The sequence below is a fragment of the Cellulosimicrobium sp. NPDC030954 genome, assembly GCF_055571305.1.
In genome coordinates this window covers 116,337-129,962 of sequence record NZ_JBVIFN010000004.1, presented here as the reverse complement: position 1 = coordinate 129,962, position 13,626 = coordinate 116,337, and the positions used below count along the sequence as shown (strand labels likewise).

At 74.2% G+C, this 13,626-nt stretch carries 14 protein-coding genes; 2 read left to right on the top strand and 12 right to left on the bottom strand.

From position 1 onward, the window contains the following. Nucleotides 1–83 precede the first annotated feature (83 nt). From pyrF to ACZ402_RS10315, 12 genes are all read right to left on the bottom strand, one after another. Nucleotides 84–953: an orotidine-5'-phosphate decarboxylase gene (gene pyrF, locus ACZ402_RS10370; protein WP_375823600.1), complete on the bottom strand. Its 870-nt coding sequence runs from the start codon at nucleotides 951–953 to the stop codon at nucleotides 84–86. Then, nucleotides 950–4,321, bottom strand: coding sequence for a carbamoyl-phosphate synthase large subunit (gene carB, locus ACZ402_RS10365; protein WP_375823599.1), 3,372 nt, complete (start codon nucleotides 4,319–4,321; stop codon nucleotides 950–952). The genes pyrF and carB overlap by 4 nt, the downstream gene beginning before the upstream one ends. Before the next feature lie 2 nt (nucleotides 4,322–4,323). Then, nucleotides 4,324–5,583 carry a glutamine-hydrolyzing carbamoyl-phosphate synthase small subunit gene (gene carA / locus ACZ402_RS10360; RefSeq protein ID WP_375823598.1) on the bottom strand — a complete coding sequence of 420 codons (1,260 nt, stop codon included), beginning with the start codon at nucleotides 5,581–5,583 and terminating at the stop codon, nucleotides 4,324–4,326. Further along, a complete protein-coding gene (locus ACZ402_RS10355) occupies nucleotides 5,580–6,284 on the bottom strand; it encodes a PH-like domain-containing protein (protein WP_375823597.1) in 705 nt (234 codons plus the stop codon). The genes carA and ACZ402_RS10355 overlap by 4 nt, the downstream gene beginning before the upstream one ends. After that, nucleotides 6,281–7,645, bottom strand: a complete 1,365-nt coding sequence (locus ACZ402_RS10350) for a dihydroorotase (protein WP_375823596.1) — start codon at nucleotides 7,643–7,645, stop codon at nucleotides 6,281–6,283. The genes ACZ402_RS10355 and ACZ402_RS10350 overlap by 4 nt, the downstream gene beginning before the upstream one ends. Further along, on the bottom strand, nucleotides 7,642–8,733 hold the full coding sequence (locus tag ACZ402_RS10345; RefSeq protein ID WP_375823595.1) for an aspartate carbamoyltransferase catalytic subunit: 1,092 nt from the start codon (nucleotides 8,731–8,733) through the stop codon (nucleotides 7,642–7,644). Before ACZ402_RS10345 ends, ACZ402_RS10350 begins: the two co-directional genes overlap by 4 nt. Further along, complete coding sequence (gene pyrR / locus ACZ402_RS10340) at nucleotides 8,730–9,377, bottom strand: bifunctional pyr operon transcriptional regulator/uracil phosphoribosyltransferase PyrR (protein WP_375823594.1); 648 nt, start codon at nucleotides 9,375–9,377, stop codon at nucleotides 8,730–8,732. The genes ACZ402_RS10345 and pyrR overlap by 4 nt, the downstream gene beginning before the upstream one ends. 181 nt (nucleotides 9,378–9,558) lie before the next feature. Beyond that, entirely contained in the window at nucleotides 9,559–9,978 is a 420-nt protein-coding gene (nusB, locus tag ACZ402_RS10335; protein WP_087472016.1) for a transcription antitermination factor NusB, read from the bottom strand. A gap of 48 nt (nucleotides 9,979–10,026) precedes the next feature. Further along, on the bottom strand, nucleotides 10,027–10,590 hold the full coding sequence (gene efp / locus ACZ402_RS10330; RefSeq protein WP_205204232.1) for an elongation factor P: 564 nt from the start codon (nucleotides 10,588–10,590) through the stop codon (nucleotides 10,027–10,029). A gap of 110 nt (nucleotides 10,591–10,700) precedes the next feature. Then, nucleotides 10,701–11,177, bottom strand: coding sequence for a hypothetical protein (locus ACZ402_RS10325; protein ID WP_375823593.1), 477 nt, complete (start codon nucleotides 11,175–11,177; stop codon nucleotides 10,701–10,703). Next, entirely contained in the window at nucleotides 11,174–11,824 is a 651-nt protein-coding gene (locus ACZ402_RS10320; RefSeq protein ID WP_375823592.1) for a hypothetical protein, read from the bottom strand. Before ACZ402_RS10320 ends, ACZ402_RS10325 begins: the two co-directional genes overlap by 4 nt. A gap of 94 nt (nucleotides 11,825–11,918) precedes the next feature. Continuing rightward, nucleotides 11,919–12,365, bottom strand: a complete 447-nt coding sequence (locus ACZ402_RS10315; protein WP_375823591.1) for a type II 3-dehydroquinate dehydratase — start codon at nucleotides 12,363–12,365, stop codon at nucleotides 11,919–11,921. Nucleotides 12,366–12,486: 121 nt separating this feature from the next. Here ACZ402_RS10315 and ACZ402_RS10310 point away from each other — a divergent pair, with 121 nt between their 5' ends. Both ACZ402_RS10310 and ACZ402_RS10305 read left to right on the top strand, forming a co-directional pair. After that, nucleotides 12,487–12,837: an alpha/beta fold hydrolase gene (locus ACZ402_RS10310; protein ID WP_375823590.1), complete on the top strand. Its 351-nt coding sequence runs from the start codon at nucleotides 12,487–12,489 to the stop codon at nucleotides 12,835–12,837. Next, on the top strand, nucleotides 12,834–13,616 hold the full coding sequence (locus ACZ402_RS10305; RefSeq protein WP_375823589.1) for a glycerophosphodiester phosphodiesterase family protein: 783 nt from the start codon (nucleotides 12,834–12,836) through the stop codon (nucleotides 13,614–13,616). The genes ACZ402_RS10310 and ACZ402_RS10305 overlap by 4 nt, the downstream gene beginning before the upstream one ends. Nucleotides 13,617–13,626 lie beyond the last annotated feature (10 nt).

Sequence of the window (13,626 nt, the reverse complement as noted above, 5' to 3'; positions counted from 1 at the left end):
GACGGCGCCCGCATCCTGACGGCAGCACGACGGCGGGGCCGGCACCCGCCGGTGCCGGCCCCGCCGCGCCGGGTCGGTGGTGCTCAGCCGCGCAGAGCCTGCGCCGCCTCGTCCGTGGCCGCCCGGGCCGCCGCGCGCAGGGCGTCGACGTCCGGGCCGGCGCGCAGGACGCCGCGCGAGGAGGACGCGAGTACCTGGCGTCGCGCGTCCCCGAACACGGCCGCGAGCTCGGCCGCGCCCGCGCCCTGCGCCCCCACGCCGGGGGCCAGGAGCGGGCCCTGCACCGCCGCGAGGTCCGTGCCGGTGCGGGCCGCCGCGTCCGCGATCGTCGCGCCGACCACGAGACCGACCGGACCGAGCGTGTCGCCCGACTCGACGACCGGCGCGTTGACCCGCGCGGCCTCGCGTGCGACGTGCGCCGCGACCGACTCCACGCCCGCTCCGGCGCCGCGGCGCGCGTGCTGCACCTCGGCCCCCTCCGGGTTCGACGTCAGGCACAGCACGAACAGGCCGCGCCCGGTCTCCAGCGCGGCCTCCACCGCGGGCCGGAGCGACCCGAAGCCGAGGTACGGCGAGACCGTCAGCGCGTCCGCCGCCAGTGGGGAGCCGTCGCGCAGGTACGCGTCGGCATACGCCGCCATGGTCGAGCCGATGTCGCCGCGCTTGGCGTCCATGATCGCGAGCGTGCTCGCCGCACGGGCCGCGGCGAGGACCTCCTCGAGCGCCGCGACGCCGCGCGACCCGTGCCGCTCGAAGAACGCCGACTGCGGCTTCACCGCGGCCACGCGCCCGCCGACCGCCTCGACGACCCGCAGGCCGAACTCGCGCAGCCCCGCGGCGTCGTCGGTCAGGCCCCAGTCCGCGAGCAGGCCCGGGTGCGGGTCGATGCCCACGCACAGCGGCCCGTGGTCGTCCGTCGCGGCAGCGAGCCGCGCGCCGAAGCCCGCGCTCATGCGCCCACCCGCTCCCCGGGGGCCGCGGGCAGCGTGACGCCGGCCGTCAGGCCCTCGCCCGCCATGTGCTCCTGGAGGCTGGCCACCGCGAACGGTCCGGCCAGGACCGCCTCGATGCCCTGCACCGCCGCGGCGAGCTGGTCGACCGTCGTCGCGATCGGCTTGTCCGCCGCCGTCGTGGCGGCCCGGATCTCGTAGCCGTCGGCGCGCGCGCCCTGCCCGGACGGGGTGTTGATGACCATGTCCACCTCGCCGGCCGTGATGAGGTCGACGATCGTCGGCTCGCCGTCGTCGCCGCGGCCCGCGGAGAACTTGCGCACCACGCGCGACGCGATGCCGTTGCGGCGCAGCACGCTCGACGTGCCGTCCGTGGCGAGGATCTCGAACCCGAGCTCCGCGAGGCGCTTGACCGGGAAGACGATCGAGCGCTTGTCGCGGTCGGCGACCGAGACAAACACCCGGCCCGACGTCGGCAGCCCCCCGAACGCGGCGGCCTGCGACTTCGCGAACGCGTGCGGGAAGTCGAGGTCGAAGCCCATGACCTCGCCCGTGGAGCGCATCTCCGGGCCGAGCACCGTGTCCACGACCACGCCGTCCGCGGTGCGGAAGCGCTTGAACGGCAGGACCGCCTCCTTGACCGCGATCGGCGCGTCGAGCGGGAGCGTGCCGCCGTCGCCGTCGGCGGGCAGGACACCCGCCGCGCGCAGCTCGGCGATCGACTCGCCCGCCATGACGCGCGCCGCGGCCTTCGCGAGCGACGTGCCCGTCGCCTTGGAGACGAACGGCACGGTGCGCGACGCGCGCGGGTTGGCCTCCAGGACGTAGAGCACGTCGGAGACGAGCGCGTACTGCACGTTGAGCAGGCCGCGCACGCCGACGCCCTTCGCGATGGCCTCGGTCGAGCGGCGGATGCGCTCGATCTCCTGCTCGGACAGCGACACAGGCGGCAGGACGCACGCCGAGTCGCCGGAGTGGATGCCGGCCTCCTCGATGTGCTCCATCACGCCGCCGAGGAACAGCTCGGTGCCGTCGTAGAGCGCGTCGACGTCGATCTCCATCGCGTCGTCGAGGAAGCGGTCGATGAGGAGCGGAGCGGGCAGCGTCCCGGCCGTGCGGTCCTCCGCCGCGGCCGCCGCGAGGGCGCGCTCGACGTAGCCCGTGAGCTGCTCGGCCGAGTACACGATCTCCATGCCGCGCCCGCCGAGCACGTAGGACGGGCGCACGAGGACCGGGTAGCCGATGCCGGCCGCGACGTCCTTCGCCTCCTCGAGCGAGCGCGCCGTGCCGAACGCCGGGGCGGGCAGGCCCGCCTCGACGAGGACGCGGCCGAACTCGCCGCGGTCCTCCGCGGCGTCGATCGCCTCGGGGCTCGTACCGAGGATCGGCAGGCCCGCGTCCGCGAGGCGCTGCGCCAGGGCCAGCGGCGTCTGGCCGCCGAGCTGGACGATGATGCCCTTGACGGGCCCCGCCGCGAGCTCGGCCTGGTAGACCTCGAGCACGTCCTCGAACGTGAGCGGCTCGAAGTACAGGCGGTCGGACGTGTCGTAGTCCGTCGAGACCGTCTCCGGGTTGCAGTTGACCATGACCGTCTCGTAGCGCTCGCGCAGCGTGAGGGCCGCGTGCACGCACGAGTAGTCGAACTCGATGCCCTGGCCGATGCGGTTGGGGCCCGAGCCGAGGATGATCACGGCCTCGCGCTCGCGCGGGGCGACCTCGGTCTCGAGGTCGTACGACGAGTAGTGGTACGGCGTGCGGGCCGCGAACTCGGCCGCGCACGTGTCGACCGTCTTGTAGACGGGGCGCACGCCGAGGGCGTACCGCACCTCGCGCACCGTGGCCTCGCCGGCGGGCCCCATGCCGCGCAGGCGGGCGACCTGCGCGTCGGACAGACCGTGCTTCTTGGCCTCGCGCAGCACGTCCTCCGTGAGCGCGGGCGCGTCGGCGACGGCCGCCGCGACCTCGTTCACCAGCTGGATCTGGTCGAGGTACCACGGGTCGATCTTCGTGGCCTCGAAGACCTGCTCGATGCTCGCTCCGGCGCGCAGCGCCTGCTGGACACCGATGATGCGGTTCTCCGTGGGGCGCGCGATGCGCACGAGGAGCTCGTCGAGGTCCGCGCCCGAGACGGGCTCGCCGTCCCAGTGGAACACCGACCCGCCCTTGTCGATCGAGCGCAGCGCCTTGCCGAGCGCCTCGGTGAAGTTGCGCCCGAGCGCCATGGCCTCGCCGACGGACTTCATGGTCGTCGTGAGCGTCGGGTCGGCGGCCGGGAACTTCTCGAACGCGAAGCGCGGCACCTTGACGACGACGTAGTCGAGCGTCGGCTCGAACGAGGCCGGGGTGACCTGCGTGATGTCGTTGGGGATCTCGTCGAGCGTGTAGCCGACGGCGAGCTTCGCCGCGATCTTCGCGATGGGGAACCCGGTCGCCTTGGACGCGAGCGCGGACGAGCGCGAGACGCGCGGGTTCATCTCGATGACGATGATGCGGCCCGTGTCCGGGTCGACGGCGAACTGGATGTTGCAGCCGCCCGTGTCGACGCCGACCTCGCGGATGACGGCGATGCCGATGTCGCGCAGCTTCTGGTACTCGCGGTCCGTGAGCGTGAGCGACGGCGCGACCGTGATCGAGTCTCCGGTGTGCACGCCGACGGGGTCGACGTTCTCGATGGAGCACACGACCACGACGTTGTCGTGCTTGTCGCGCATGAGCTCGAGCTCGTACTCCTTCCACCCGAGGATCGACTCCTCGAGGAGCACCTCCGTCACCGGGGAGTAGTGCAGGCCCTGCCCGACGATGCGGCGCAGCTCCTCCTCGTCGTACGCGAAGCCCGAGCCGAGGCCGCCCATCGTGAACGACGGGCGCACGACCATCGGGTAGCCGAGGTCGCCCGCGGCCGCGATCGCCTCGTCGACCGTGTGCACGATGACCGAGCGCGCCGACTCGCCGCCGCACTTCTCGACGACGTCCTTGAACTGCTGGCGGTCCTCGCCCTTCTGGATCGCCTCGATGTTCGCGCCGATGAGCTCGACCCCGTACTCGGCGAGGACGCCCGCCTCGTCGAGCGCGATCGCCGCGTTGAGCGCGGTCTGCCCGCCCAGGGTGGGCAGCAGCGCGTCGGGGCGCTCCTTGGCGATGATCGAGGTGAGCACCTCGGTCGTGATGGGCTCGACGTAGGTCGCGTCGGCGAACTCGGGGTCGGTCATGATCGTGGCCGGGTTCGAGTTCACGAGGACGACCCGCAGGCCCTCCTCCTTGAGCACGCGGCACGCCTGGGTGCCGGAGTAGTCGAACTCGCACGCCTGGCCGATGACGATCGGGCCGGACCCGATGACCAGGACGCTGGAGATGTCGGTTCTGCGAGGCACGGTCAGCTCTCCTTGGTGTTCTGGTCGGCGGCTGCGGAGCTCTCGGCGCGACGGGACGCCATGAGCTCGACGAAGCGGTCGAAGAGGTACGCGGCGTCGTGGGGGCCGGCCGCGGCCTCGGGGTGGTACTGGACGGAGAAGGCGGGCAGGTCGAGGCACTCGAGCCCCTCGACCACCTGGTCGTTGAGCCCGACGTGGGACACGACGACGCGCCCGTAGCGGCCGCCGTCGTGCGGGGCCACGGACTCGCCATCCAGCGGTGCGTCCACGGCGAACCCGTGGTTGTGCGCGGTGACCTCGACCTTGCCGGTGCGGCGGTCCATGACGGGCTGGTTGATGCCGCGGTGGCCGTACGCGAGCTTGTACGTGCCGTACCCGAGGGCGCGGCCGAGGATCTGGTTGCCGAAGCAGATCCCGAAGAACGGGGTGCCGCGGTCCAGGACGCCGCGGAGCAGATCGACCTCGTGCGTCGCGGCGCCCGGGTCGCCGGGGCCGTTGGAGAAGAACACGCCGTCGGGCGCGTACGCCATGACGTCCTCGATCGTCGAGGCGGCAGGCACCACGTGCACGCGCACCCCACGCTGCGCGAGGCGCTGCGGCGTCATGGACTTGATGCCGAGGTCGACGGCGACGACGGTCGCGACGGGCTCGCCGTCGGGCGTCGTGCCCTCGAAGGGCTCGACGACGTACGCCGTGTCCGTGCTCACCTCGCGCGCGAGGTCGGCGCCGGCCATCGAGGGCGCCGCCTTGACCTCGGCGACGAGGTCCTCGACGGTGCGCGGGTAGCCGTCGCGCACGAGCGCGTCGCCGGAGAAGATGCCCGCGCGCATGACGCCGAGCTCGCGCAGGTGGCGCGTCAGGGCGCGCGTGTCGACGTCGCAGATGCCGACGACGCCCTGCGCCGCGAGCTCCTCGTCGAGGGTGCGCTGCGCACGCCAGCTGGACGCGCGCCGCGCGGCGTCGCGCACGACGTACCCGGCGACCCAGATCTTGCCGGACTCGGGGTCCTCGTCGTTGACGCCGGTGTTCCCGATGTGGGGCGCGGTCATGACGACGATCTGGCGGTGGTAGGAGGGGTCCGTGAGCGTCTCCTGGTAGCCGGTCATGCCAGTGTTGAAGACGATCTCGCCGACCGTGGTGCCGCGCGCGCCGTACGCGCGGCCGGTCTGCACGGTCCCGTCCTCGAGGACGATCAGGGCCCGGTCGGCGGGCGGTGCGGTAGCTGAGGTCAGGGTGGTCGCTGTGTTCACTGGGGCGGTCACGGTGCTTCCTCGTCGTTCTCGTCGGTGCCGGGGGCGGCGCTCTCGCGCGCCGGCGCCGGGTCTACGGGGTCTGCGGGGGCGGCGCCGCTCGGCGCCTCCGGTCGTCGCTCGTGCGCGCCGTCGTCGGCGGGTGCGTCGTGGTCGGCGTCGGCGCGTCCGGCGAGACCGCGGACGGCCTCCAGGAGGCGCGCGACGTCGTGGTCGTGGCGGGGCAGGAGGCCGGTGTCGAGCCGGACCTCGGGGTTCGCCGGAGCATCGGGCGCGTCGGCAGGGACCGGCTCCCCGGGCACGGTCCACGTCACGACGACGATGGCCTCCTTGCCGACGAACTTGCCGGCCATCCCGGGCGTGAGGGCCACGCCCCCGACCGCGGCGGCGGGCACCCACAGGTCCGGGGCGCCGCTGCGCTCGACGAGCAGGCCGCCGTCGTGCACGGTGACCTGGGCCTGGGACCGGTCGCCGAGCCCGTGGGCCCCGACGCGGGCCAGCCAGTCGCCCGCGAGCGTGCTGGACACGTAGAGCGCGTCGAGCGGCCCGAGCACGACGGCGCCCCGCGCGGTCTCGGCGGGCACCGCCGGGGGCGTCGGGACGACGCCGGCCGAGCGGCGCACGAGGCGGCGGCGGCCGACGAGGACGAGCGTCAGGAGGACGACGCCGAGGACGACCCAGATGCCGACCGCGACGGGCTGGGGCAGGTTCACGCCCCCACCCCCTGCGCGTCGGCGCCCGCCGGGACGGGTGCGCCGTCGAGCACCGTGGCCCGCCCGCGCAGGAACGTCGCGACGACGGCACCGGGCAGCTCGCGGCCCTGGAACGGCGTGTTGGTGCTCGCCGTGACCTGCCCGGCGCCGTCGACGACGCGGCGCGCGGCCGGGTCGACGAGCGTGACGTTCGCGGGCTCACCGACCTCGAGCGGGCGGCCCTGGGCGCGCTCGCCGGTGTCGATGCGGCCGATCCGCGCGGGCGCGTTCGAGAGCACGCGCGCGACGTCGGCCCACGTGAGGCGGCCGGTGTCGACCATGGTCTGCTGGACGACACTCAGCGCCGTCTCCAGGCCGGTCATGCCGAACGCGGCCGCCGCCCACTCGCAGTCCTTGTCCTCGCGGGCGTGCGGCGCGTGGTCGGTCGCGACGATGTCGATCGTGCCGTCCGCGAGCCCCTCGCGCACGGCCTCGACGTCCGCGGCGGTGCGCAGCGGCGGGTTGACCTTGAACGTGGGGTCGTAGCCGCGCGCGAGGTCGTCGGTGAGGACGAGGTGGTGGGGCGTGACCTCGGCCGTCACGTCGATGCCGCGGCCCTTGGCCCAGCGCACGATCTCGACCGAGCCCGCGGTGGACAGGTGGCACACGTGCAGGCGCGAGCCGACGTGCTCCGCGAGGAGCACGTCGCGCGCGATGATCGCCTCCTCGGCGACCGCGGGCCAGCCCGCGAGGCCGAGCTCGGCCGAGACGACGCCCTCGTTCATCTGGGCGCCCTCGGTTAGGCGCGGCTCCTGCGCGTGCTGGGCGACGACGCCGTCGAACGCCTTGACGTACTCCAGGGCACGGCGCATGAGGATCGGGTCGTCGACGCACTTGCCGTCGTCGGAGAACACGCGCACGCGCGCCGCCGAGTCGGCCATGGCCCCGAGCTCGGCGAGCTGCTGGCCCGCGAGCCCGACGGAGACCGCCCCGACCGGGTGCACGTCGACCCAGCCGGCGTCGCGACCGAGGCGCCACACCTGCTCGACGACGCCGGCCGTGTCCGCGACGGGCGTCGTGTTCGCCATCGCGTGGACGGCGGTGAACCCGCCCGCCGCGGCGGCGCGCGTGCCGGACTCGATCGTCTCGGCGTCCTCGCGGCCCGGCTCGCGCAGGTGCGTGTGCAGGTCGACCAGGCCGGGCAGGGCGACGAGCCCGGTCGCGTCGACGACGACCGTCGCGTCGTCCGCGGACCCGGCCCGCGCGGCGCCGACCGGCGCGATCTCGGCGATCACGCCGCCCGAGAGCACGAGGTCGACGGGGTCGCCGCCGAGCGGGCGCGCGCCGCGCAGGACGTACGTGGTGGTTGCGGCGCTGCTCACGAGGCGGGGACCCTTTCGACGGCGGGAGGCTGGGCGGGCGAGAGCGGGACGGCCGTCGCCGGGGCGGCGTCGGTCTCGTCGCTGCCCGCGAGGAGGAGGTAGAGCACGGCCATGCGCACGGCGACGCCGTTCGCGACCTGCTCGACGATGACGGCGCGCGGCGAGTCCGCCGCCTGCGCGGAGATCTCGAGCCCGCGGTTCATCGGCCCGGGGTGCATGACGATCGCGTGCTCGGCCAGGAGGCCCAGCCGCCGCGCGTCCAGCCCGTACTTGCGGCTGTACTCGAGGGGGTTCGGGAAGAACGCTCCCCCGCCGGCGCCCGAGCCGCTCATGCGCTCGCGCTGCACGCGCAGCATCATCACGGCGTCCGGGCCGCCGTGCGCGGTGTCGCCGGCGAGAGTCGCGTCGAGGTCGTAGGAGACCTCGCACGGCCACGTCTGGACGCCGACCGGCAGGAGCGTCGGCGGGGCGACGAGCGTCACGTGCGCGCCGAGCGTGTGCAGCAGGTGCACGTTGGAGCGCGCGACGCGCGAGTGCAGCACGTCCCCGACGATCGCCACGTGACGCCCGTCGAGGCCCGCGCCGCGCGCGGCGGCGTCGTCCGGGCCGCTCGCGCCGGGAGCGGTGAGGCCCGTCCCGGACAGGTGGCGGCGCAGCGTGTACGCGTCGAGCAGCGCCTGCGTCGGGTGCTGGTGCGTGCCGTCGCCGGCGTTGAGGACCGCGGCGTCGAGCCAGCCCGCGTGGGCGAGCAGGTGCGGGGCGCCGGACGCCTGGTGCCGCACGACGACCGCGTCCGCGCCCATCGCCTGGAGGGTCAGCGCCGTGTCCTTGAGCGACTCGCCCTTGGACACGCTCGAGCCCTTGGCCGAGAAGTTGATGACGTCGGCCGACAGTCGCTTGGCCGCCGTCTCGAACGAGATGCGGGTGCGCGTCGAGTCCTCGTAGAAGAGGTTGACGACCGTGCGGCCGCGCAGCGTCGGGAGCTTCTTGATCTCTCGCGCCTGCGTCGCGGCCATCTGCGCGGCCGTGTCGAGAATGCGCACCGCGTCGGCGCGCGCGAGGTCCTGGGTGGACAGCAGGTGCCTCATGCGAGGGCCTCCGTCCCGGTGGTGGCGGACCGGATCACGACCGCGTCCGCGGAGGACCCGTCCGCGGGCGCGCCGTCGACCTCGGCGAGGCGCACGCTGACGCGCTCGGACGTCGACGTCGGCAGGTTCTTCCCGACGAAGTCGGGGCGGATCGGCAGCTCGCGGTGGCCGCGGTCGACGAGCGCGGCGAGCTGCACGGCACGCGGGCGGCCCAGGTCGCTGATCGCGTCGAGCGCGGCCCGGATCGTGCGACCGGAGTACAGGACGTCGTCGACGAGGACCACGACCTTGCCGTCGATGCCCGACGCGGGCAGGCGCGTCGCGCCGATCGTGCGCGTCGGGTGGCGGTGCAGGTCGTCGCGGTACATCGTGACGTCGAGCTCGCCGACGATCGCGGCGGGGTCGGGGTCGTCGTCGGCGGGCGTCCCCTCGATCACGGCGAGGCGCTCGGCGAGCCGCGTCGCGAGCGGGACCCCGCGCGTCGGGATGCCGAGGAGGACGAGGTCGTGGGCCCCCTTGTTGCGCTCCACGATCTCGTGGGCGATGCGCGTCAGCGCGCGGGAGATGTCGGCGGCCGTCAGGACGACGGTCCCTGCCTCGGGGGTCGGTGAATCGGGTGTGGGCACAGCAGCGCCAGAGCTCATGTCCGGCGACCTCCTTCCCCGCCTCACGGGACGGGCCTTAAAGGATGTCTGACGGTCACCCACCCTACCGCCGCCCATCCCAGGCCGGGTGCTCGTCCCGCCCGACGAGACGCGGCGTCGGTCACACTCGGTGACCGACGCCGCGACGGGATGGTGGCGGCCCGGCGGGCCGCAGGGGTGCTCAGGCGGTGATCGTCGGCTTCATCTCGACGATCCGCGCGAGCAGCCCGTTGACGAACGACGGCGAGTCGTCGGTCGAGAGCGAGCGCGCGAGGTCGACGGCCTCGTCGATCGCGACGACGTCGGGCACGTCGTCGTTGAAGAGGATCTCCCAGCCGCCGATGCGCAGCAGGGCCCGGTCGACCGCGGGCATCCGCTCGAGCGTCCACCCGTGGGAGTACGTCTCGATCAGCTCGTCGATGCGGTCGCGGTGCGCGAGCACGCCCTCGACGATGTCGACCGCGTACTGCGGCAGGGCGGTCTGCGCGGTTCCGGGGTCGGCGACGCGCTCCGCGAGGAGGGTCGTCGGGTCCACCTGACGCTGCTCCGCCTCGAAGAGGACGTCGAGCGCGCGCTTGCGCGCCTTGGTGCGTGCGGCCATGGTGATCGGCTGTCTCTCGTTGCTCTCAGCGGCTCTCGGGGCGCCTGGTCAGTCGTTCACGCGGCCGAGGTACGAGCCGTCGCGCGTGTCGACCTTGACCTTGGTGCCCTGCTCGAGGAAGAGCGGGACCTGGATCTGTGCGCCCGTCTCGAGCGTCGCCGGCTTGGTGCCGCCCGTGGAGCGGTCGCCCTGGAGGCCGGGCTCGGTGTACGTGATCTCGAGGACCACCGAGGCGGGGAGCTCGATGTAGAGCGGCTGACCGTCGTTGGACGCGACGAGCACGTTCTGGTTCTCGAGCATGTAGTCCTTGGCGTCGCCCACGATCTCGGCCGAGATCGTGATCTGGTCGTACGTCGAGGTGTCCATGAACACGTAGTCGGCACCGTCCTGGTACAGGTACTGGAAGTCGCGGCGGTCGACGTTGGCCGTCTCGATCTTGAGGCCGGCGTTGAACGTCTTGTCGATCGTCTTGCCCGTCATGACGTTCTTGATCTTGGTGCGGACGAACGCGCCACCCTTGCCGGGCTTGACGTGCTGGAACTCGATCACGGTCCACAGCTGGCCGTCGAGTCGCAGCACGGTGCCGTTCTTGATGTCGTTGGTGGTCGCCACGTTCGTCTTCCTGTCGGAGGGTCTGCGGTCTCCGCCCCACGCGGAACCGCGTGCCGGGACGGCACGACAGGGTCCTCGAGGACGGGATGCGGAAATGGGCCTTGACGATCCTACCGGAGCGCGACGAGGACCGCGTTCGCGACGACGCCCACGGTCGCCGCCCAGCACATCGAGGCGAGGGTGCCGATGACGAACCGCTCGGACGCGACGGGGTGCTCGCGCAGCTCCGGGTAGCGCCCGAGGCCCTTGATCGCCACGACGAAGGCGATCCCGCCGGGCTCCCCGGCGAGGAGGCAGCCGGTGATGGCGAACCGTTCGAGGATCCCGATCCACGTGCCGCCGCGCAGCGCCTTGACTGCCTCGGTGCCGATGGGCCCGGTCGCCGGAGGCGGCGGCGGGGGGACGGGGACGGCGGCCGGGTCCGCCGCGGCGGCCCGCGACCTCGCGCGCCCCGCCCGGCCCGGGTCGCCGGAGCGCGCCGCGGCGCGCAGCACCCACTGCGTCACGGCACCTCCGCCGAGCACGCTCGCCGCGAGCGCCACGACCCACACCAGCACGACCAGCACGACCGACACCGGGTCCGTCATCTCCCGCCCTCCCGCAGATCCTCCGACGGCTCACCCCGTCGGCTCGCCCCGAGCTCGCCCAGCAGCCTCGCCACCACGGGCCGCACCGCAGCCTCTTCGGGCCACAGCGCGACGCGCAGCCGCTGGCTCACGGCCTGCTCGGAGACCCCGAGCACGCGGGCCACATCCTTCTGGGTACCACCCACACGCGCGAGCGTGTCGACCGCCTCCCACCCCGGCGCGGTCCGCCGCTCCACGACCGCCGCGAGGAGGCGCAGGAGCGCCTCGACCTCGGCCGCCCGCGCCGACGGCTCGCCCCGGACGGCGACGGGCGCCGTCGCCGTGCGCGACTTGGCCTGCTCGACCGCCTCCCGCGCCCGCACGAACGCCTCTCCCGACGCCTCGCGCGAGACCGCGGGCAGGGGCTCGTCGACGCTCCCGGTGCCGACGCCGACGCTCCAGCCGCCGTCGCGCAGCAGGTCCAGCACGACCTCGACCACGGTGCCGGCGTCGTCGAGCACGCCCTGCACCTCGTCGCCCACGGTCCGGTCGAACGGGATCACGACGCCGGGGCGGCCGTCGAGGAGCTCGCCCAGGCGCGCGAGCACCTCGGGCACCCGGTCCGGGTGCCCCGTGCTCCCGCGCTGGTCGACGGTGAGGACGAACATACGATCCAGGCTAGACCCTTGAGACAGACGAATCAAGCATGGGGACTTGATGGCGAGGGATCAAGGTCGCCGGTCCGTACCGGACGACGCCACGTCAGCCCCGCAGCCGGGCCGCGAGCGCCTCGAGCGCGAGGCGGTACGAGTCGAACCCGAAACCGGCGATCGTACCCGTGGCGATCGCACCGACGACGGAGTGGCTGCGGAACGCCTCGCGCGCCGCGGGGTTGCTCAGGTGCACCTCGACGAGCAGGAGGCCGGAGGTCGTGACCTGCGCTGCGGCGTCGCGCACGGCGTAGGAGTAGTGGGTGAACGCAGCCGGGTTGAGCACGACGTGGGCGCGCGCGTCGACGGCCTCGTGGAGCCAGCCGACGAGCTCGGACTCGTCGTCGGTCTGGCGCACGTCGACCGCGAGGTCGAGCGCGCTCCCCCACGCGACCGCGGACTCCTGGAGGTCGGCCATCGACGCCGAGCCGTAGATCTCCGGCTCGCGCACACCGAGCCGGCCGAGGTTGGGTCCGTTGAGGACCAGCACGCGTTCCATGGCGCCCGAGCCTAGCGGCGCCGTGGGCGCGCGGCGCGTACGTGCTCGTGCCGTGGTCGGGCCCCACGGCACGGGGGCTTCTCGACGCGCGGCGGGCCGCGCCGTCGGGCACGCTGGCGGGGTGAGCCTCGTCGCCGTCCCCCGCGCCCGCTGGGAGGGCTGGCTGCGGGCGGTGCGCCAGGGGCACGCGCGCGTGGCGCGTGGCCTGGAGGTCGCGTGCCCGGTGCTCGTGGCGCGGGCCGAACGCTCGGGAACGGACGAACCGAGCGGCCCGGACCTGGGCACGACCGACACCGTGCTCGACGTCGCCCAGATCGCCCGGCTCGCACCGCGGCTCGGGCGCGACGTGACGGAGCTCGTCGTCCCCGGCGCCGTGCACGACCTCACGCTCTCCGCCGAGGGGCCGCGCGCGAGCTACCTGAGGTCTCTCGCCGGCTGGTTGGACGAGCACGTCGTGCGGGTCGCGGCATGAGCGTCGCCGCGGGCCGCGCCGGCGGCTACCTGGAGGCACCCTTCGTCGCGCTCGCGCACCGCGGGTTCTCGCGCGCGGGCCTGGAGAACTCCATGGCGGCCTTCGCCGCCGCGCGCGACCTCGGGCTGCGGTACGTCGAGACGGACGCCCACGCGACGTCGGACGGCGTGGCGGTCGCGCTCCACGACGCGTCCCTGGACCGCACGACGGACGCCCGCGGGCTCGTCGCCGACCTCCCGTGGCGCACCGTGCGCGCGGCCCGCATCGGCGGGACGGAGCCCGTGCCGTCGCTCGAGGACGTGCTGGGCACGTGGCCGGACCTGCGGGTGAACGTCGACGTGAAGTCGGCGGCCGCCGCCGAGCCGGTGGCGCGGGCGATCGAGCGCACGCGCGCGCACGACCGCGTGTGCGTCGCGTCGTTCGCGGCCTCCCGCCGCGAGGCGACGGTGGCGCGGCTCTCGCGCCCCGTCACCGTGTCGGGGGCGCGGGGCGCCGTCCTGGGCATGTTCCTCGCCGGGCGGGCGCGCACGGACGCGCTCGCCCGCCTCGCGGCGCGCTCGGTCGACTGCCTGCAGGTCCCCGTGCGCGGTGGCTGGGTGCGCGTCGTCGACTCGGGGTTCGTCCGCGCCGCTCACCGGGCGGGCGTCGCGGTGCACGCGTGGACCGTGAACGACCGCGCGACGATGCACCGGCTGCTGGACCTCGGGGTCGACGGGATCGTCACCGACCGCGCGGACCTGCTGCGCGACGTGCTCCTCGCGCGCGGCCTGTGGGCGTGAGCGAGCGGGC